The organism is Pantoea sp. CS_6 (assembly GCF_041954745.1).
GTDB classification, from domain to species: Bacteria; Pseudomonadota; Gammaproteobacteria; order Enterobacterales; family Enterobacteriaceae; genus Pantoea; species Pantoea stewartii.
The window spans coordinates 47641-68588 of record NZ_JAVAYG010000010.1 but is presented as its reverse complement, the minus strand read 5'-3'; the positions used below and the strand labels follow the sequence as shown (position 1 = coordinate 68588).

Annotated in this window: 17 protein-coding genes; 9 read left to right on the top strand and 8 right to left on the bottom strand. The window is 55.4% G+C overall.

Annotated features, from left to right (window positions below; translation table 11 throughout):
- Positions 1 to 469: 469 nt before the first annotated feature.
- The gene (glpD, locus tag RAC90_RS15675; RefSeq protein WP_039342698.1) at positions 470 to 1975 is read right to left on the bottom strand and encodes a glycerol-3-phosphate dehydrogenase; all 1506 of its coding nucleotides are present in this window, start codon (positions 1973 to 1975) and stop codon (positions 470 to 472) included.
- A 231-nt stretch (positions 1976 to 2206) separates the two neighbouring features.
- Here glpD and glpE point away from each other — a divergent pair, with 231 nt between their 5' ends.
- The 5 genes from glpE (at position 2207) to malQ (ending at position 8819) form a co-directional block, all read left to right on the top strand.
- On the top strand, positions 2207 to 2533 hold the full coding sequence (gene glpE, locus RAC90_RS15670) for a thiosulfate sulfurtransferase GlpE (RefSeq protein WP_006121025.1): 327 nt from the start codon (positions 2207 to 2209) through the stop codon (positions 2531 to 2533).
- A gap of 29 nt (positions 2534 to 2562) precedes the next feature.
- Positions 2563 to 3381: a rhomboid family intramembrane serine protease GlpG gene (glpG, locus tag RAC90_RS15665; protein ID WP_375124532.1), complete on the top strand. Its 819-nt coding sequence runs from the start codon at positions 2563 to 2565 to the stop codon at positions 3379 to 3381.
- Between the two features lie 39 nt (positions 3382 to 3420).
- Positions 3421 to 4179, top strand: a complete 759-nt coding sequence (locus RAC90_RS15660; protein WP_006121023.1) for a DeoR/GlpR family transcriptional regulator — start codon at positions 3421 to 3423, stop codon at positions 4177 to 4179.
- 152 nt (positions 4180 to 4331) lie between these two features.
- Positions 4332 to 6737: a maltodextrin phosphorylase gene (malP, locus tag RAC90_RS15655; RefSeq protein ID WP_033741607.1), complete on the top strand. Its 2406-nt coding sequence runs from the start codon at positions 4332 to 4334 to the stop codon at positions 6735 to 6737.
- A 9-nt stretch (positions 6738 to 6746) separates the two neighbouring features.
- Positions 6747 to 8819, top strand: a complete 2073-nt coding sequence (gene malQ / locus RAC90_RS15650) for a 4-alpha-glucanotransferase (RefSeq protein ID WP_375124531.1) — start codon at positions 6747 to 6749, stop codon at positions 8817 to 8819.
- A gap of 37 nt (positions 8820 to 8856) precedes the next feature.
- On the opposite strand, the gene nfuA is transcribed toward malQ, so the two are convergent.
- Together nfuA and gntX are read right to left on the bottom strand one after the other, a co-directional pair.
- The gene (gene nfuA, locus RAC90_RS15645; protein WP_375124530.1) at positions 8857 to 9432 is read right to left on the bottom strand and encodes a Fe-S biogenesis protein NfuA; all 576 of its coding nucleotides are present in this window, start codon (positions 9430 to 9432) and stop codon (positions 8857 to 8859) included.
- 58 nt (positions 9433 to 9490) lie between these two features.
- Entirely contained in the window at positions 9491 to 10171 is a 681-nt protein-coding gene (gene gntX, locus RAC90_RS15640) for a DNA utilization protein GntX (protein WP_262959573.1), read from the bottom strand.
- Between the two features lie 38 nt (positions 10172 to 10209).
- On the opposite strand from gntX, the gene bioH reads away from it, so the two are divergent.
- Together bioH and RAC90_RS15630 are read left to right on the top strand one after the other, a co-directional pair.
- Positions 10210 to 10986, top strand: coding sequence for a pimeloyl-ACP methyl ester esterase BioH (gene bioH / locus RAC90_RS15635; protein ID WP_033741601.1), 777 nt, complete (start codon positions 10210 to 10212; stop codon positions 10984 to 10986).
- Positions 10987 to 11155: 169 nt separating this feature from the next.
- Positions 11156 to 11425, top strand: a complete 270-nt coding sequence (locus tag RAC90_RS15630; RefSeq protein WP_006121016.1) for a YdgH/BhsA/McbA-like domain containing protein — start codon at positions 11156 to 11158, stop codon at positions 11423 to 11425.
- On the opposite strand, the gene RAC90_RS15625 is transcribed toward RAC90_RS15630, so the two are convergent.
- The 4 genes from RAC90_RS15625 to yjbE form a co-directional block, all read right to left on the bottom strand.
- Entirely contained in the window at positions 11426 to 13111 is a 1686-nt protein-coding gene (locus RAC90_RS15625; RefSeq protein WP_375124529.1) for a sugar phosphorylase, read from the bottom strand.
- A 224-nt stretch (positions 13112 to 13335) separates the two neighbouring features.
- Positions 13336 to 15660: a Tex family protein gene (locus RAC90_RS15620; protein WP_033741596.1), complete on the bottom strand. Its 2325-nt coding sequence runs from the start codon at positions 15658 to 15660 to the stop codon at positions 13336 to 13338.
- A 99-nt stretch (positions 15661 to 15759) separates the two neighbouring features.
- Positions 15760 to 16236, bottom strand: a complete 477-nt coding sequence (gene greB / locus RAC90_RS15615) for a transcription elongation factor GreB (RefSeq protein ID WP_033741594.1) — start codon at positions 16234 to 16236, stop codon at positions 15760 to 15762.
- Between the two features lie 148 nt (positions 16237 to 16384).
- The gene (gene yjbE / locus RAC90_RS15610; protein WP_006121012.1) at positions 16385 to 16633 is read right to left on the bottom strand and encodes an exopolysaccharide production protein YjbE; all 249 of its coding nucleotides are present in this window, start codon (positions 16631 to 16633) and stop codon (positions 16385 to 16387) included.
- A gap of 533 nt (positions 16634 to 17166) precedes the next feature.
- Here yjbE and ompR point away from each other — a divergent pair.
- Together ompR and envZ are read left to right on the top strand one after the other, a co-directional pair.
- Positions 17167 to 17886 (top strand): two-component system response regulator OmpR, encoded by a 720-nt coding sequence (gene ompR, locus RAC90_RS15605; protein ID WP_001157751.1) that lies wholly within the window; start codon positions 17167 to 17169, stop codon positions 17884 to 17886.
- Complete coding sequence (gene envZ, locus RAC90_RS15600; protein WP_006121011.1) at positions 17883 to 19247, top strand: two-component system sensor histidine kinase EnvZ; 1365 nt, start codon at positions 17883 to 17885, stop codon at positions 19245 to 19247. Before ompR ends, envZ begins: the two co-directional genes overlap by 4 nt.
- A 36-nt stretch (positions 19248 to 19283) precedes the next feature.
- On the opposite strand, the gene pckA is transcribed toward envZ, so the two are convergent.
- Positions 19284 to 20903 (bottom strand): phosphoenolpyruvate carboxykinase (ATP), encoded by a 1620-nt coding sequence (gene pckA, locus RAC90_RS15595; RefSeq protein WP_054686900.1) that lies wholly within the window; start codon positions 20901 to 20903, stop codon positions 19284 to 19286.
- Positions 20904 to 20948: the final 45 nt, after the last annotated feature.

The window sequence follows — 20948 nt, the reverse complement described above, 5'->3', positions numbered from 1 at the left end:
GACTTGATAAACGGGGAGTGATTCAGAACCTACAAGAGCAGGTTTTGCGATTACCTACAGCGACACCGGAAGTGGCTTTAACACAGAGATAGTGAAGCGGGGGTTTGGGGCGGCCTTCCCACCCGCTGAGCGGATGAAGGATTTCCGGATGAGCCGACAGGACGTCGGCGAGAGCCGGGCCGCGCCACGGATGGCGCGTCCTGGCGGTCCGCAGAAATCCTGAAGGAGCGAAGGCACCGCGAAGCGGCGGGTGGGCAGGACGGGAGCCCGGGGTCAAGGGGCCGCGGCGGCTGGCGGCCCCTTGTCGGTCGCCCGCATCGGGCTGGCTGAAACTCCAGGCCGTCTGGCGAGCGAAACCCTCTCAGCGTTTCATCAGCCGCTTTCCCACCACCGCCCAGCCGCGCAGGCAAAAAAAAACGGCACAACAGGCCGTAACCTGTTGTGCCGCACGCTCAACGCTGACGCGCTGTTACGAGGCCAGCGACAGCGTCGGCTTGGCCTTCTCCGCCAGCCACTCAGCGATACGGGCCTGCTGGGCTTCGTTGAGCCACATACCTTGCTTGGTGCGGCGCCAGATAGCGTCGTCGACTTCACGCACCCATTCATGCTGAACAAGGTAACGCAGTTCGGCCTCATAAAACTCGTGGCCAAAGTTCTCACCCAGATCTTCCAGCGACGTTGCATCGTTGAGCAGTAGTTCCGTGTTGCTGCCGTAAGTGCGGGAATAGTGGCGCGCCATGTTTTCAGTAATAAACGGATAACGGCGTCGCAGGCTGGCAGCGTAGTCATCACTGGTGCCAGAGATATTACCGCCGGGCAATACGCAGTTCTTCGTCCAGGCCGGGCCAGCCTTGGGATAATACTTCGCCAGTTTCTCCATCGCATGCTCAGCCAGCTTGCGATAGGTCGTTAATTTACCGCCAAAGACCGACAGTAATGGCGTTTTACCGTTTTCATCACGGACGTCCAGCGTGTAGTCACGGGTGATGGCCTGCGGCGAATCCGATTCATCATCGCACAGCGGGCGCACGCCGGAATAGGTCCAGACGATATCGTCTGGCGTTAACTGCTTTTTAAAGTGGCCGTTGTACACTTTCAGGATGTAGTCGATTTCGTTGTCGTCAATAGCGACATTTTTCGGATCGCCTTTGTATTCCACGTCGGTTGTGCCGATGATGGAAAACTCGTCCATCCACGGAATGACAAACACAATGCGGTTATCTTCGTTTTGCAGGATATAAGCCTGCTTCTCGTTGTGAACGCGTGGCACCACGATATGGCTGCCTTTAATCAGGCGGATACCGTAAGGCGACTTCAGCGCCAGCCCGTCGTCAAAGAATTGCTTAACCCAGGGGCCGGCTGCGTTGACCAGACCTTTAGCCTGCCAGGTCAAGGTTTTGCCGCTGTCAATGTCTTCTGCTTCGACCATCCACAGGCCATTTTCACGCCACGCGCGGGTAACGCGGGTACGGGTGCGCACTTCACCGCCATGCTTAACCACTTCCTGCGCATTGAGGACGACCATACGGGCATCATCGACCCAGCAGTCGGAATACTCGAAACCACGTTTAATTTCAGGCTTCAGCGCCGAATCCGGCCCAAAGGTCAGGCTTTTACTGCCCGGCAGGCTGGTGCGTTTGCCCAGGTGGTCATACATGAACAGACCGGTGCGAATCATCCAGGCCGGGCGCAGATGCGGACGGTGCGGCAGGCGGAAACGCATCGGGAACGCGATATGCGGTGCCATTTTTAGCAGCACTTCGCGCTCAGCCAGCGCTTCACTTACCAGACGAAACTCATAATGTTCAAGGTAGCGCAGGCCACCATGAATCAGTTTTGAACTGGCGGAAGAGGTCGCGCAAGCCAGGTCCCGCGCCTCTAGCATTAACACCGACAGTCCGCGTCCTGCAGCGTCTGCTGCGATGCCAGCACCGTTGATGCCGCCGCCGATAACGATCAGGTCTTTGGTTTCCACGTTGTCTCCTCCGATGTTCGGAATAGTTCACTTATGTTCGTTTTCGAGCATAATCATAATCGCAAACCAACATTGATGCCAGTATTTAACCGCTTAAAAACAATTTTGCGTGATATGGATAACATTATGTGTGCGGAAAGGTGAGTAGCCACAATTATTGTCAGGTTATTGCCGAGGATTATCGGGTTACACTAGCTGTCATTTTGATGATGAAACATGATGAGAGACACCATGGAAACCTACCAATGTATCGATGTTCACCAGGCGCAGGCGCATCTTGAGCAGGGCGCAGTGCTGGTGGATATTCGCGATGCGCAAAGTTTTGCACTCGGCCATGCCCGCGGTGCCTTGCATTTGTCGAACAGCAACCTCAATGATTTCATCAGCACCACTGACATGAGCCTGCCTGTACTGGTGATGTGCTATCACGGCAACAGCAGTAAGGGCGCGGCGGACTATCTGCATGGTCAGGGATTTGCCACGGCTTACAGTATAGATGGCGGATTTGACGCCTGGCGCGCCGCCTTTCCTCAACAGGTTGCCAGCGGCGCTGAATAAATAAGCGGGCGTAACACGGAGAGTGAGTAATGCGCATTACCCAATTTAATCAGCCGCGCATGGCGCAGGCTTTTGTTGACTACATGGCGACGCGTGGCGTGAAATTGCGTATTGAGCATGAAAGTCACTATGTCATTGTGCTGGATGATGAAAGTCAGCTTTCAGTGGTCGAAAACGAACTTCAGGCGTTCGTGCGCGATCCCAATCATCCGCGCTACCAGGCAGCGAGCTGGCAAAGTGGTAAAACCGACAGCGGCCTGCGCTATGAGCGCAGCAACATCTGGGCAAACATACGTGAGCGGGCCGGACCATTGACGACCGTTGTGATGCTGGCCTGTATCGCCGTCTTTATTCTGATGCAGGTGCTGGGCGATCGCACCGTAATGTACTGGTTAGCCTGGCCCGATGCCGATCAGCACTTTGAGGTCTGGCGCTGGTTTAGTCATGCGTTGCTGCATTTTTCGCTGCTGCATATCCTGTTTAACCTGATGTGGTGGTGGTATCTCGGTGGAGCGGTAGAAAAACGGTTAGGCAGCGGCAAACTTTTTGTCATTTTACTGATCTCCGCCCTGCTCAGTGGCTGGCTGCAGGCAAAGTTCAGCGGCATCTGGTTTGGTGGTCTGTCCGGCGTGGTCTATGCATTAATGGGATATTGCTGGCTGCGTGGCGAACGCGATCCTGAGAGTGGTATCTGTCTGGAGCGCGGGTTAATCGGATTTGCCCTCGTCTGGCTGGTGGTCGGCTGGTTTGGGGCCTTTGGTCTGGCCATCGCCAATGCCGCGCACGTGGGTGGGCTACTGGTTGGCCTGGCGATGGCATTTGTTGATACGCGCAAGAAAAAACGCTAGTCACAACGAAGAAGAATAAGCCCGAAACAGGAGAGGAATGTGAAGCAGACGCAACGTCATGACGCCATTATTGATCTGGTTCGGCGTCAGGGATATGTCAGTACTGAGGAGCTGGTCGACCATTTTGAAGTCAGCCCACAAACGATTCGTCGTGATTTAAACGACCTTGCCGATCAAAATAAAATTCAACGGCACCACGGTGGGGCGGCTTTGCCCTCCAGCTCGGAGAACACCGCCTGGCAGGACCGTAAAATGATGTGGTCGGCCGAAAAAGCGCGCATTGCCCAGCGCGTTGCCAGCCAGATTCCCGACGGCGCAACGCTGTTTATTGATATCGGCACCACGCCGGAAGCGGTGGCGCATGCGCTGCTGGGCCACAGCGATCTGCGCGTGGTGACGAACAACCTGAACGTAGCCATGCTGTTGATGGGCAAACCGGACTTCAGAGTCATTATTGCGGGTGGCGAAGTACGTACCCGTGACGGCGCGGTCATGGGCGAAGCGACGCTGGACTTTATTTCACAGTTTCGCCTTGATTACGGCATCCTCGGGATTAGCGGCATTGATATGGACGGATCACTGCTGGAGTTCGACTACCACGAGGTGCGCACCAAGCGCGCCATCATCGAGAACTCACGCTGTGTCATGCTGGTTGTGGATCACTCGAAATTTGGACGTAATGCCATGGTCAACCTGGGCAATATGAGCCAGCTTGATTATCTTTATACCGATAAAATGCCGCCCGCCAGCGTCATGAAGGTGATTGAACAGCACGACGTTCACCTCGAACTTTGCTAATTCCTGCCCGCCAGTGAGTAAACTGGCGTTTTTTACCTCAGTCTGTCGCTTTTTCCCGCACTCACGTATTTAATTAAAACGGTCGCTGGCCATGTTGCCGGCCCATGCGCATGCCATGTTTACCTTACCCATATGGATACAAAGGGAGTGATATGCCACAGCAGAAATTCAATAAATCCCGCTTTCAGGCTGCATTAACCCGCCAATGGCAACATCTTGGCTACACCTCCGCCAGGCAAATGACGCCGCATCAGTGGTGGCAGGCACTCAGTGCCGCAGTGAATGATGTGATCAGTGTGCAGCCCACCGCCCGATCCCTCTCGCCACAACGTCATGTGAACTATCTGTCGATGGAATTTCTGCTGGGACGTCTTACGGGCAATAACCTGCTTAATCTGGGCTGGTTTGATGAGGTAAAAGCCCTGCTGGCTGAACATCAGGTTGAGCTGAGCGAACTGCTGGAAGAAGAGGTCGATCCAGCCTTAGGTAACGGCGGCCTGGGAAGGCTGGCGGCCTGTTACATGGACGCCATGGCGACGGCAGGCCAGCCTGCAACCGGACATGGGCTGAATTATCAATATGGCCTGTTCCGCCAGCGCTTCGCAGAGGGCAAACAGGTTGAAGAACCGGATGACTGGGAGCGCGACACCTATCCCTGGTTTCGCCATAACGCAGCGCTGGATGTGCGTGTCGGGCTGGGAGGAAAAGTGATCAAGCGCGATGAAGGTCGCCTGGAATGGGTACCTGCCCTTTATCTTCGCGGGGAAGCCTGGGATCTGCCGATTACGGGATACCGTAACGGGGTGACGCTGCCGTTACGGCTGTGGAAAGCTACCAGCGAACATCCTTTTGACCTGACGCTGTTTAACGATGGTAAGTTTTTACAGGCTGAACAGCAGGGGATTGATGCCGCCAGCCTGACCAAAGTGCTTTATCCCAACGATAATCACCCACAGGGAAAACGCCTGCGCCTGATGCAGCAATATTTTCAGTGTGCCTGCGCAGTGGCGGATATTTTGCGACGTCATCATCAGGCAGGGCGCAGTATCCATGCCCTGCCAGATCATGAAGTGATCCAGCTAAACGATACGCATCCCACCATCGCTATACCGGAAATGCTGCGTGTATTGCTGGATGCGCATCAGCTGAGTTGGGATGAGGCCTGGCATATCACCAGCCGCGTGTTTGCCTATACCAATCACACCTTAATGCCTGAAGCGCTGGAACGCTGGGATGAAAAGCTGATGCGCAGTGTGCTGCCGCGTCATATGGTCATTATCAAAGAGATCAATCGCCGCCTGAAACAGCAGGTTAAACAGCGCTGGCCAGGTGATAAAGCGATATGGAAGAAGCTGGCAGTGGTGGCCGATGGTCAGGTGCGCATGGCAAACCTGTGCGTGGTGAGCGGTTTTGCAGTGAATGGCGTGGCGGCCCTGCATTCCGGCCTGGTCGTGACCGATCTTTTCCCCGAGTACCATCAGCTTTGGCCGCAAAAATTCCACAATGTCACGAACGGCATCACGCCGCGCCGCTGGATTAAGCAGTGTAATCCCGCCCTGTCGAGCCTGATTGACGACACGCTTCAATGCGAATGGGTCAGTAATCTGACGGCCTTACAGGGCCTGGAGCCCTGTGCGGATGATCCTGCCTTCCGTGAGCGCTTCCGTGCGGTTAAGCGCCATAACAAAGCGCGTCTGGCTACCTACATTGCGCAGCGCACCGGCATCCTCGTTAATCCAGAAGCGATCTTTGATGTGCAGATCAAGCGGCTGCATGAGTATAAGCGTCAGCATTTAGGCCTGTTGCATATTCTGCACTGCTATAAACGCGTTCGCGATAATCCCGATGATGCCAGCATGATTCCCCGCGTGTTTCTCTTTGGTGCCAAAGCCGCACCGGGTTATTACCTGGCAAAAAACATTATCTATGCCATCAACAAGGTGGCAGACGTGGTGAATAACGACCCGCTTGTTGGCGACAAACTCAAAGTCGTCTTTATGCCGGATTACCGCATTACGGCAGCCGAATACCTGATCCCTGCTGCCGATCTGTCGGAGCAGATCTCCACAGCGGGCTACGAAGCCTCAGGCACAGGCAACATGAAGCTGGCATTAAATGGCGCACTCACTATTGGTACGCTGGATGGCGCGAATGTAGAAATCGCCGAACAGGTCGGCGAAGAGAACATCTTTATTTTCGGCCATACCGTGGATGAGGTTAAGGCGCTTAAAGCGGCAGGTTACAAGCCGCAAAAGATCCGCAAGCATAACAAAGAGCTGGATGAATTACTGACGTCTCTGAAAAAAGGGAAGTTCAGTAATGGCGATAAGCATGCATTCGACCTAATGTTGGAGAGTCTGACAAAAAATGGCGATCCCTGGCTGGTGCTGGCGGATTATCAGGCTTACGTCGATGCGCAAAAACGCGTTGAGGCGTTATGGCGCGATCAGGAAGCCTGGACGCGCGCCGCCATTCTCAATACGGCACGAGCCGGGTTTTTTAGTTCGGATCGTTCTATTCGGGACTACCAACAGCGCATCTGGCAGGCGCAACGCTAAGGAATTGCGATGACATCCTCTTCACTTGATAAAGCCGCACTGGCGGCAGGAATAGCGCTGACGTACTTCAATGCGAACGGTGAACCGGAAGCGATCAGCGATGAGACAAAGCGTGCCTTGCTCGCCGTGATGGAAAATCCGCAGAAAGCCAGCAAATCACCGCTGCCGCCTGTTGTGGTCTTCAGCGGTAATCGCCAACGCGTGCTGGCGCCACAGATTGACGGTCGCATAAGCTGGCAGTTGCAGACAGAGAAAGGCAAAACTTTTAGCGGAACACTCGAAGGTGGTGCGCCCTTTACGCTGCCTTCTCCTCTGGGGCAGGGTTATCACCAGCTTACCCTGAGTAAGGGCAAGCGTACGTGGCAGACGAGAGTGATCGTCGCGCCCCGCCGCTGTTATCTCCCCCCGGCCTTGCGTGCCGGAGAGAAACGCTGGGGCGCGCTGGTTCAGCTTTATACCGTGCGTTCAGCAAAAAACTGGGGCATTGGTGATTTTGGCGATCTGGAATATTTGCTGGAGCAGCTTGCCGCGCGCGGTGGTGATTTTGTCGGCCTGAATCCCCTGCACGCGCTCTATCCGGCCAGCCCCGCTTTTGCCAGCCCTTACAGTCCGTCGTCCCGTCGCTGGTTAAATATTATCTATATCGATGTGGCACAGGTAGAGGATTTCCAGCAGAGCCGCGCGGCGCAAAAGTGGTGGAAAAGCGCGAAAACACAAAAAGCACTCAGCAAGGCCCGGGAAAGTGAGTGGGTGGATTACGATGCAGTGATGGCGCTGAAGCTGACGGCGTTGCGCCATAGCTGGACTCAGTTCCAGGCCCGGCGTGCGGAAGATGAGCAGAAACAAGGCTTTGCCGAATTTATCCAGCAAGGGGGCGACAGTTTGCGCTATCAGGCCGTTTATGACGGTCTGCAGGCAGACATGCAGCGTGAAGGCTCCGCACTGACAGGGTGGCCTGCCTGGTCCGAAAGCTGGCGTGACTGCCGCTCCGCGGAGGTGCAGAACTGGTGCGAACAGCACGGCGAGGAGATTGCTTTCTGGCAATGGTTGCAATGGCTGGCGCAGCAGCAGTTTTCGCAGTGCTGGGCGCGAAGTCAGGCGCTGGGTATGAGTGTCGGCCTGTACCGCGATCTGGCCGTCGGCGTAGCAGAAGGCAGCGCTGAAACCTGGCACGATCCAGAGCTCTACCGGCTGAAAGCGTCCATCGGCGCGCCGCCCGATCGGCTTGGTCCGCTGGGCCAAAACTGGGGGCTGCCGCCGATGGATCCCCATGTTCTGCAGGCCAGAGGTTATCAACCCTTTATCGACATCCTGCGTGCGAATATGCGTGACTGCGGCGCGCTACGTATCGACCACGTAATGGCGCTTCTGCGCCTCTGGTGGGTACCGGCGGGTGAAACGGCGGATAAAGGGGCATATGTGGCTTATCCGGTTCACGATCTGTTAGGTATTCTGGCGCTGGAAAGCCACCGACAGGGCTGTATGGTGATCGGTGAGGATTTAGGTACCGTGCCTGAAGAGATTGTCAGTCTGCTGCGCGACAGTGGCGTCTTTTCGTGGAAAGTGTTGTGGTTTGAACAGGGCAGGCAGGGCCAGTATCGCGCGCCCCGGGCCTATCCACGGCAGTCAATCGCCAGCGCCAGCACGCACGATCTGCCCACATTGACAGGGTTCTGGAGTGGCGGCGATTTGCAGCTCGGCGAGGAGCTTGGGCTTTATCCCGATAAAAAAACTGTCCTCACCCTGCAGCAGCAGCGACTGAAGCAAAAGCAGGCGCTGCTCAATGCGCTACATAAAGCGGGCGCGGTGCCGGCACGGAGCGCAAAACAGGCTGCGTCGCTCGCGATGACGCCCGGTCTGAATCAGTCTGTGCACCGCTTTCTGGCGGATACCAACAGTGCACTGCTTGGGTTGCAGCCTGAGGACTGGCTGGGCATGACCACGCCGGTTAACGTCCCGGGCACCGTCGATCAATATCCCAACTGGCGTCGCAAGCTGGTGCAGCCACTGGAAAGCATCTTTGCCGATGATGACGTCAATAAGCTACTGAAAACCGTGACTAAACGGCGAAAGGCGGGATAACGGGAACGCGCGACAGCGGTGCTGTCGCGCGTGAACATCAGTAGAACGAGTGCTCGCCACGCTGGTGCTCAGTAATATCGCGCACGCCTTTCAACTGCGGGAAGGCTGCCAGCAACTCTTTCTCAATGCCATCCTTCAGGGTAACGTCGATCATCGAACAGCCGTTACAGCCGCCACCAAACTGCAGGATAGCAAAACCGTCGTCGGTGATTGCCATCAGCGAAACGCGTCCGCCGTGTCCGGCCAGCTGTGGGTTAATCTGCGCCTGTAACAGGTACTCAACGCGCTCAACCAGTGGCGCATCGTCAGAAACCTTGCGCATCTTAGCGTTAGGCGCCTTCAGCGTCAGCTGCGAGCCCAGGTTATCGGTGACGAAGTCAATTTCAGCGTCTTCCAGATAGGGCGCGCTCAGTTCATCAACATACGCGGACAGTTTTTCAAACTTAAGTTCAGTATCCGTGGCTTCAACCGCATCGGGTGGGCAGTATGACACGCCGCATTCGGCCGTTGGCGTACCCGGGTTAATCACGAATACGCGAATCTGGGTGCCATCTTCTTGTTTAGACAGCAGTTTTGAAAAATGCTCTTGGGCAGAATCAGTAATTCGGATCATGTCAGTTGCTCAATAGTTGACTAATTTAGTTGGTTATAATACGCCCATCATTCGGGCTCTACAAGGTACGGCACAGGCACCAGATGTGCACGCTGGCTGCGCCTCGCGCCCGGAGCAGCCGGCTGATTTCTTTGACCGTACTGCCGGTGGTGACCACATCATCGATCAGGGCGATATGGCGTCCGGTGACATCGGCTTCAAGATGAAACGCTCCTCGCAAGTTGCGACGACGCTGGCGGGCGCTTAAGTGATGCTGAACGGCACCTGCGCGCCGTCGGTATAACGCCGGACTGAATGCACAGCCCAGCCAGTGAGCCAGGGGTGCGGCCAGCAGGACCGTTTGATTGTAGCCGCGCCACCAGCAGCGTCGTGAATGCAGCGGAACACACATCAGCAGATCGGGACGGCTCGTCCGTTTGCTACGGTACGCATTCAACCAGCTTAACAAAAGCAAACGCGCCAGCATCACCCTTAGTGCGGTCGTCCCGGAGAATTTTAACTGGTTTACCCATGTGCTGAGCGGGGGCTGCCAGGCGCTGACGCAGACTAACGTCTGCCAGGGCGGCGGGTGACGCAGGCAGCGCCCGCAGGTCAGATTGCCAGAAGCGGCAGGCAGACCGCATACCGGACATAACGGGGGCAGGCGGGGCAACTGGCGCAGACAGACACAGCAAATGCCGTGCCGGGCAAGACGTAGCGGCAACTGGCATAGCCAACACAGGGCGGGCATTGGTAGCATAGTGGCCTCCTTATTAATGAATGATGGAAGCATAACGGATGAGCTCACTTTACTGGCATACCTGCGGCGAAGGAGATAACGATCTTGTGCTGCTGCACGGTTGGGGACTGAATGCGGAAGTGTGGCAAAACATCGTGCCGCGACTCAGCACGCATTTCCGTCTGCACTTAGTGGATTTACCCGGTTATGGCCGCAGCCAGGGATTTCCGGCAATGTCGCTGGAAGCGATGGCACAGGTGCTTGAGCCGCATCTGCCCTCGCGCGCCACTGTACTGGGCTGGTCTCTGGGCGGGCTGGTTGCCACGCAGCTGGCGTTGAGCGTCCCCGAACGATTACGTGCCCTGATTACCGTCGCCTCGTCACCTTGCTTTACCGCCCGCGATGACTGGCCTGGGATTGCCCCTTTAACCTTACATAACTTTCAGCAGCAGTTGAGTCAGGACTTTCAGCGTACCGTTGAGCGTTTTCTGGCTCTGCAAACCATGGGCTCGGAAAGCGCCCGCGCCGATGCACGCCAGCTGAAAGACATTGTGCTGTCACAGCCGATGCCCGACGTAGCGGTGCTGAATGGTGGCCTGCAGATTCTGAGCGAATGCGATTTACGTGACAGGCTTGCCACGCTTTCGCTGCCTTTTCTGCGCATCTATGGCGCGCTGGATGGTCTGGTGCCCCGTCGCATTGCGCAACAGCTTGACCAACAGTTACCGGCATCGCCTTCTGTTGTGACAGACAAAGCCGCACATGCGCCGTTTATTTCTCATCCTGACGCCTTCTGCCAGCATATTATTTCATTTATCAGCGGATTAGACAGTTAACCCAGACCGTAACTGGCAAATTTCTGTGTAGCGGCAATACTTGATGAGTGAGCAAGGCCGCTGCACTTCTATGCGATTAGTCAGGGAAATGACTATGCCGTTCGATATAGCCTTAAGCGATTTGCGGCTGCTTACATCTCAACAATGGATCATGAATGAGGGTAGACAAATGAAGGTTATGAAATGGGTAGTTGCATCAGTGATGATGGGCGCAGTGTCATTTTCTGCACTGGCGGCGAAAGAAGTCACCAAAGAAGAAGTGCAGAAGATGAATCTGACCAAAATTGGTACCGTAAACACCACGGCAGAAACCACCTCGCCAATGGATGCCAAGAAGAAGCTGTCAAAAGCAGCGGATGAGAAGGGCGGCAAGTACTTCCTGGTGATCGCGGGCCGTGAGCACGGTAAGTTCAGTGCAACTGCGGAAGTGTACAAGTAATTAGCGTAGCCACATGAATTGCCAGGCATCCAGCACCACGGGCTGGGTGCCATCCACCTTCTCACCTCTGATCACATCCTGAAAAAGGCGCGCTTCGGGTAACAGCGCTGTAACCTGTCTGCCACTGAGATTAAATACACACAGTAACGCATCGCCGCGGACGGGCTCATCACGCTTCATTATTAACAGCGCATTATCACTCTGAAAGAGCTGCATCGGATTATCGGGATGGAAAGCGGCCAGACGGCGACGCTGCTGAATCAGTTTACTCAAATGCGTATAAACCTGATGGCGTAAACCGTTCCTTTTCGCCAGCGCGTCTTCAATCTCCGGCATCGCATATTTTTGCCGGTTGATCGCCCGGTTATGGCCGGCTTCGCGTACGCCCTCATAATCGTTACGTGCACCCAGTATGCTCTGGATATAAATGGCGGGTACGCCCGGAAACGCCAGTAAGATAGCGTGCGCTAACATAAAGCGTTTGAGCCGCGTTTCATCGTCATCGCCTTCACGGTTGAGCGCGTCGAAATAGGTCACGTTGATTTCATAGGGGCTGGTTGTGCCATCAGGATTATTTTTGTACGAGATCAGCGCACCTTCCAGCGCCAGATCGCGCACCAGGGCGGTAATTTCCACTTCAGATAAAATACCGCGTGCCGGATTCAGGCCAATACCATCGTGCGATGCCAGGAAATTGAAAAAAGTGGTATTGCCATTGCCTGTCGTAAGGGTACTGGCCCATTGGCGTAACGCACGCGCCGAGCCGGTGTGGATGGCGTGCAGCACCAGCGGCGGCAGCGAGAACTGATACACCATCTGGGCTTCATCATAACCCTTGCCGAAATAGCTGATGTTGTCTTTGTGCGGCACATTGGTTTCAGTGATGATCACGGTGCCCGGTGCAACCTCGTCGGCGATGGCACGAAACAGTTTGACCAGCAGATGCGTTTTTTCGAGGTGAATGCACGTGGTGCCGGGTGTTTTCCACATATAGCCCACTGCATCCAGCCGTACGTAATCGGCTCCACGTTTCAGGTAGTCGAGCAGGACCTCAACCATGCGCAGCAGCACGTCAGGGCTGGCAAAGTTCAGGTCAATTTGATCGGCGCTGAAGGTGGTCCAGACAAAACGAATGTCACCGTTTGCCAGCGTGAACGGGGTGAGCAAGGGCGACGTCCGTGGCCGCGTTACCGCACTCAGATCGGTAGTGGGCGGCAGGCTTATAAAAAAATCATCCCAGCCCGGATCCTGTGCAAGATAATGCTTAAACCATGCGCTGTGCGCCGACATATGGTTACAGACAAAATCGAACATCAGTCGTGTTTCCTGATGCAGCAGGGCAATGTCATGCCAGTCGCCACATAACGGATTGACCTGATGGTAATCGATGACGGAAAAACCGTCGTCGGACGAATAAGGATAGAACGGCAGAAGGTGCACCAGTGGAAAGGTCGACTGCAAATGCTGCTGATAAAAGCGTGAGAAAGTGCGGAGCGTAGGCGTATTCGGTTCGCGAAACTGATCGGCATAGGTAATCAGTACGACATCCTGTTCGTCCCAGTGCGCTTTACGTGGCAATTTTGTGGTATCGCGAGCGTCTGCAATCAGGACGAGCAGGCGTTCACGTAAAGCCTGTGGAAAGGCATCGGCATAAATCGCATCGAGTAAAGCAGTGATTTTTTCCATTTTAAGGGGCTGCCACAGCGGGTGTCGTTATTATCACGGGCGTCTTTTTAGCGTAGCGTCAGGGTGAGGATTTTCAACTTAATCGCACGCGCAGCCAGCGAAAGGGCGCAACGGCTTGCTGGCAGACAAAGCCTGGCGGAGGGCTAAGAACAGCGTAAAGGGGAAGAGAGGGTGAAGCGTCGCCTCCTTCCGCACCGGGAAAGAGGCGACGTAACCGCCGTTAACTAGCGCTTCTTACCGAAGGCCGCAGCCAGGGCATCACCCATGGCGCTGTTACCTGCTGGCTGACTGGCGGGACGCGCCCGGCCTTTGTTCGCTGCGGGACGTCTTTCCTCACGTGCCGTGCTGCTCTTACCACTGCGGGCATGGCCTTCACCCGGCTGCTCGTCAAGACGCATAGTAAGCGCGATACGTTTACGCTGCAGATCCACTTCCATGACTTTGACTTTGACGATGTCGCCCGCCTTCACGACCTGATGCGGATCGTCCACAAACTTATCGGACAGGGAAGAGATATGGACCAGCCCGTCCTGATGAACGCCAATATCCACGAAAGCACCGAAGTTAGTGACGTTAGTGACCGCACCTTCCAGCACCATGCCCGGCATCAGGTCGTTCAGGGTTTCCACGCCTTCCGCGAACTGCGCGGTTTTAAACTCAGGACGGGGATCGCGGCCGGGTTTTTCCAGCTCTTTCATGATGTCAGTCACGGTCGGCAAGCCGAAACGCGCATCGGTAAAGTCCACAGCGTTCAGATTCCGCAGGCTGGCCGGATTGCCCATCAAATCGGTCAGGGCCTGTTCCGTGGCCGCCAGAATGCGCTCGACGACCGGATAGGCTTCGGGGTGAACCGTAGACGCATCCAGCGGGTTATCGCCGTGATTGATACGCAGGAAGCCTGCGCATTGCTCAAAGGCTTTCGGCCCCAGGCGGCTCACCTTGAGTAACTGCTGACGATTCTGAAAACGCCCGTTTTCGTCACGCCAGCCGACGATATTTTGCGCCATCATGCGCGTCAGACCTGCTACGCGCGTCAGCAGCGGTACGGAAGCGGTGTTCAGATCAACGCCGACGGCATTCACGCAGTCTTCCACGACCGCATCCAGCTTTTTCGCCAGCTGACTCTGGCTGACGTCATGCTGATACTGGCCTACACCGATGGATTTCGGGTCGATTTTCACCAGCTCGGCAAGCGGATCCTGTAAGCGGCGGGCAATGGAAACCGCCCCGCGCAGGGAGACATCCAGATCCGGGAACTCCTGCGCCGCTAACTCTGACGCGGAGTAGACCGATGCGCCCGCTTCGCTGACAATCACTTTTTGCGCCGTGACCTGCGGGAACTGCTTTTGCAGATCAAGGAAGAAACGTTCGGTTTCACGTGAGGCGGTACCGTTTCCGATTGCCACCAGTTCGACCTGGTGCTTCACGCACAGCGCCGCCACGGCCGCCGCCGCTTTTGCGGCCTGGCCAGTATGGGGATAAACGGTATCGGTGGCGACCAGCTTGCCGGTGGCGTCAACGACGGCAACTTTCACGCCGGTACGCAGGCCCGGATCCAGGCCCATAGTGGCACGCATGCCCGCAGGTGCCGCCATCAACAGATCGTGCAGGTTGCGTGCAAAGACGTTGATGGCCTCATCTTCGGCCCGCTCGCGAACCGTGCCCATCAGCTCAGTTTCCAGATGCAGCATCACCTTGATGCGCCAGGTCCAGCTGACCACAGCCTTGCGCCAGCTGTCGGCGGGCGCGTTATTCAGTCTCAGGTTCAGGTGTTCGGCAATCAGGGTTTCGCCATGACTTTCGCGCGGTGGCTCATCAAATTGCGGATCGGCATTCAGCGACAGCTGCAGCACGCCTTCGTTACGTCCGCGCAGCATCGCCAGTGCACGGTGAGACGGTACGGTATGCAGCGGCTCATGGTGGTCGAAATAGTCGCGGAATTTCGCGCCCTCTTCCTCTTTACCTTCCACCACTTTCGATACCAGATGGGCATTCTTCCACAAATAGTGGCGTACTTTAGCCAGCAGCGCGGCATCTTCAGCAAAGCGCTCCATCAGGATATAGCGCGCGCCATCAAGGGCTGCGCGCACATCGGCGACACCGTTATCGGCATTCACATAACCTGCAGCCAGCTGCTCCGGATCGTGCGAGGGATCCTGCCACAATGTCTCGGCCAACGGCTCCAGACCGGCTTCGATGGCGATTTGCCCACGGGTGCGGCGTTTGGGTTTGTAGGGCAGGTAAAGATCTTCGAGTTCTGTTTTGCTGAGCGTTGTATTGATGGCCTGAGCCAGGTCGTCGGTGAGTTTTCCTTGTTCCTCAATGGATTTCAGGATGGCCTGCCTGCGTTCAGCGAGTTCACGCAGGTAGCCGAGGCGGGTTTCCAGCTGGCGGAGTTGCGTATCATCCAGACCGCCCGTCACCTCTTTACGATAACGTGCAATGAATGGCACGGTATTCCCTTCATCCAACAGGCGGACGGCGGCGTCAACTTGCTCGGGGCGCGCCTGGAGCTCACTTGCAATTAGCTGGCTAAGAACATTCATCATCGGACTATTATGCTTTCTGGGTTGAGAAATAGCCGATAGTTATACGGATTGATGGGCGAAAATGCCAGAGAATGGGCCTGCTTTCAGCGATATTCTGAATCAGGCTTCAATATAGCTAATTTCATTAACATACCAGGCGGCCGGCCCGGCTGGCGTCTCGACAATGGCCATATCACCGACCGCTTTTTTTAACAGCGCGCGGGCCATCGGCGAGTCAATCGAGATGTAATCCTTACGGCCAAAAATTTCATCGTAGCCCACGATACGAAAGCGTTTCACTTCACCGTCGTCATTCTCGACTTCCACCCAGGCACCAAAAAATACTTTGCCGTCCTGTTGGGGCGAATAATCCACAATACGCAGTTGCTCAAGACTTTTGCTGAGATAGCGGACGCGGCGGTCAATCTCGCGCAAACGCTTCTTATTGTACTGGTAATCGGCATTTTCACTCCGATCGCCCAGGCTGGCAGCCCAGGTCACTTTTTTGGTGACCTCGGGTCGCTCTTCCCGCCACAGATAATCAAGTTCAGCTTTTAAGGTGTTAAAACCTTCACGGGTAATCAGTCGCGTTCTCATGTACTGCAGCCGGTCAAATCAAAAGAGCTTCAGTGTAAAGCAAATCCGGTGTGGCGAAAAAGGGGGCGAGAAAAGGGTTTTTAACAGGCTAAAAACCCTTTTACTGCGCTTCACGCTCAGGGAAGCACAATGAGGCGAGGAGGCTGACTTATTTACCCGCTTTGGTCGACGTCGTGGTTGAGGTGCTGCTGCTGTTACCATCACCGCCGCCACCGCCTGCGGTCGCCAGCGCTACGCCCAACAGCGCGCCAATGGCACCAATACCGATGGCATTGGAGTTGCCCTGAGCGGTTGTGGTGGCCTGTGCACCGGCGGCTTCACCGGCTGCAGGGGCGGCATAACTTTGGCTGATGCTGGACAAGGCCAGTACGCTCAGCAGTAAGATCGTTTTTTTCATGTTTTCCCCGTAAAGCGACAGATTGGCGTTGCTTTAGTCTGGGTGATATCAGGCAGTACGCAAAGTGAGCTTTACTGATTGATTTATTGGACTTTAGCTGCAAGTGGACTCATTAAAAGCGGATCTCATACTAATCCGAGAACGGTCGCGTATTATCCTGTTTTTTTGCGGAAGAATATGCTGTTATCAGAGTCATAAACCGCAGCTTGCCGGAGAAGCGGGCAATAACAGATTCGATTTAAGTCAAATTTTCTGGCAACCCGTTGTTTTTGTTAGCGCGATTATCACTGGTACGGTGTTAAAACCAGTAAATAGCGGAATTTTAGCCAATATTTCAGATTTGCCGTATTCTGTCCCACGGAGGACGAAACGGAACGGCTTCTCCGTCAGCAGAACGTGAATTTAAATATAAGCTGCTGTTTAATATGCTTTGTAACAATTTTGACTAGAATATAAACCATTAAACACTGTCGCTGTGCCACATGTTTTTTTAACAATATTGGCTCAGGCAATCGCGCCTTTGGGAGTTAAAAATGCAAGAAAACTACAAGATCCTGGTCGTCGATGACGATATGCGTTTACGCGCTCTGCTTGAACGCTACCTTACCGAACAAGGTTTTCAGGTGCGCAGTGTCGCCAACGCCGAGCAGATGGATCGTCTGTTAACCCGCGAATCCTTCCATTTGATGGTGCTGGATCTGATGCTGCCTGGCGAAGATGGGCTGTCGATTTGCCGTCGTCTGCGTAGCCAGAGCAACCCCATGCCTATCATCATGGTCACAGCTAAGGGTGAAGAAGTGGACCGTATCGTGGGGCTGGAAATCGGTGCGGACGACTATATTCCCAAGCCATTCAACCCGCGTGAACTGCTGGCGCGCATTCGTGCCGTGCTGCGTCGTCAGGCCAATGAGCTGCCCGGTGCGCCTTCGCAGGAAGAAGCGGTCATCGCGTTTGGTAAGTTCAAGCTCAATCTGGGCACGCGGGAAATGTTCCGTGAAGATGAACCTATGCCGTTAACCAGCGGCGAATTCGCCGTGCTTAAGGCGCTGGTGAGTCACCCACGTGAGCCGCTGTCGCGCGATAAACTGATGAACCTGGCCCGCGGTCGTGAGTACAGCGCTATGGAGCGTTCCATTGACGTTCAGATCTCTCGCCTGCGCCGCATGGTGGAAGAAGATCCGGCTCACCCACGCTACATCCAGACCGTTTGGGGCCTGGGTTACGTCTTTGTACCGGACGGCAGTAAAGCATGAGGCGGTTGCGCTTCTCGCCACGAAGTTCGTTTGCCCGCACCTTGTTGTTGATCGTTACCTTGCTGTTTGTCAGCCTGGTAACGACCTACCTGGTGGTGCTGAACTTCGCCATTCTTCCCAGCCTGCAACAGTTCAATAAGGTTCTGGCGTATGAAGTCCGTATGCTGATGACGGACCGTCTACAACTGGAAGATGGCACGCAGCTGGAAGTGCCACCCGCGTTTCGCCGCGAAATCTATCGTGAACTGGGTATTTCGCTCTATACCAATGCGGCGGCAGAGGAGAGCGGACTGCGCTGGGCACAGCACTATAAGTTCCTCAGCGATCAGATGGGGCAGCAGCTTGGTGGTCCGACCGATGTGCGCGTCGAGGTTAATAAAAACTCCCCGGTTGTCTGGTTAAAGACCTGGCTGTCGCCCGATATCTGGGTGCGCGTGCCGCTGACTGAAATTCACCAGGGTGATTTCTCGCCGCTGTTCCGCTATACCCTGGCGATAATGTTGCTGGCGATCGGCGGAGCCTGGCTATTTATCCGCATACAAAACCGCCCGCTGGTGGACCTGGAACACGCCGCACTGCAGGTCGGCAAAGGCATTATCCCGCCGCCACTGCGTGAGTATGGCGCGTCAGAAGTGCGCTCGGTCACGCGCGCGTTCAACCAGATGGCGGCAGGGGTTAAACAGCTCGCTGACGACAGAACGTTGCTCATGGCGGGCGTCAGCCACGATTTACGTACGCCGTTGACCCGTATTCGCCTCGCCACAGAGATGATGAACGAGCAGGATGGCTATCTGGCCGAATCGATCAATAAAGACATCGAAGAGTGCAATGCCATCATCGAGCAGTTCATTGACTACCTGCGCACCGGTCAGGAAATGCAGACCGAACTGGCCGACCTGAACAGCGTTTTGGGTGAAGTGGTGGCCGCAGAAAGCGGTTACGAGCGTGAAATCGAAAATGCGGTGATGGCGGAAGAGTTGATGCTGGAGATTAATCCCCTTTCCATTAAACGTGCGCTGGCTAACCTGGTGGTGAACGCAGCACGTTATGGAAATGGCTGGATCAAGGTCAGCAGCGGTCGGGAACTGCATCGCGCCTGGTTCCAGGTTGAAGACGATGGCCCGGGTATTAAACCCGATCAACTGGCCCATCTGTTCCAGCCCTTTGTGCGCGGTGACAGTGCGCGTAGCACCAGCGGTACCGGTCTGGGACTGGCTATCGTGCAGCGTATTATCGATGCACATCAGGGTTCGCTGGAAATTGGCGACAGTGAGCGGGGAGGATTACGCATCCGTGCCTGGCTGCCGTTAGCAGAAACCCCGGAAGCGGTTCAAAACAGCGGCAATCTTTCGCTGAGCTAAAACAACGGCGCGGCGGTTCAGGCCGCGCCGTGGCGATTAGCGCTGTGGACCGGCTTTAACCAACGCGGCACCTGCCGCATTATCGGTATACTTCTCAAAGTTAGTGATAAAACGCTGGGCCAAATCATCCGCCGCAGCGTGCCACTTCGCTTCACTTTCCCAGCTACGACGTGGATCCAGGGTGTCTTCATCCAGATCGCCCAGGGTTTTAGGGACCTGAAGGTTGAATACCGGCAGCGTTTCCGTTGGCGCATCATCCAGCTCACCGGCCAGAATCGCGTTGATAATGGCGCGGGTATTTTTCAGCGAAATGCGTTTTCCACTGCCGTTCCAGCCGGTGTTAACCAGATAAGCCTGCGCACCGGCCGCTTCCATGCGTTTCACCAGCACTTCTGCATACTGCGTGGGGTGCAGTGTCAGGAAGGCGGCACCAAAGCAGGCTGAGAATGTTGGCGTGGGGGCGGTCACACCGCGTTCCGTGCCGGCAAGCTTGGCGGTGAATCCCGACAGGAAATGGTACTGCGTCTGCTCTGGCGTTAAACGGGAGACCGGAGGCAGTACGCCAAAGGCATCGGCGGTCAGGAAAATTACCTTCTTCGCATGACCTGCTTTGGAAACCGGCTGCACGATATTATCGATGTGATGAATCGGATAGGAGACGCGGGTGTTTTCGGTTTTGCTGTCATCCGCAAAATCGATACTGCCGTCTTCACGCACCACCACGTTTTCCAGCAGCGCATTGCGGCGAATGGCGCGGTAGATTTCGGGCTCGGCCTGCTCAGAAAGATTAATCGTTTTGGCGTAGCAGCCGCCTTCAAAGTTAAACACGCCGTCATCGTCCCAGCCGTGTTCATCATCGCCAATAAGCTGGCGATCCGGATCGGTAGACAATGTGGTTTTACCCGTGCCGGACAGACCAAAGAACACCGCCACGTCACCGGCTTTACCCACGTTGGCCGAGCAGTGCATTGACGCAATGCCTTTCAGTGGGAGCAGGTAGTTCATGATTGCGAACAGCCCTTTTTTCATCTCCCCGCCATACCAGGTGCCGCCAATCAGCTGCATCCTTTCCGTCAGGTTAAAGGCCACGAAGTTCTCAGAATGCAGTCCCTGCGCCTGCCAGTCCGGATTGGTGCATTTTGCGCCGTTCATGACCACAAAATCCGGCGTGAAGTTATCCAGTTCGGCAGCGCTGGGCTGGATAAACATGTTTTTCACAAAGTGTGCCTGCCAGGCCACTTCGGTAATAAAGCGTACGCTCAGGCGTGAGTCAGGATTGGCACCGCAGAAGGCATCCACAATAAACAGACGCTTACCTGAAAGCTGCTGCGTCACGCATTTTTTCAGCGCTTGCCAGGTTTCCTGCGACAGAGGCTGGTTATCGTTTTTTCCGGTGCCTTGATCGTTCCACCACAGCGTATCGCGCGTGGTGTCATCGCGGACGATGTACTTATCCTTAGGCGAGCGCCCGGTAAACACCCCGGTATCGACTGCGATTGCGCCGCTTTGCGTCAGGGTGCCACGCTCAAAACCTTCGAGCTCCGGGCGCATCTCTTCCTGAAATAACGTGTCGTAATCAGGGTTGTGAACCACCTCAGTGGTATCGGTGATGCCCAGATCGGCAAGGGCTTTCGAGGTCAGGCCGTTAACGCGCATTTTACTGCTCCTTAAATCGGTGTCTGTTCTGTACGGGCAAAAAGA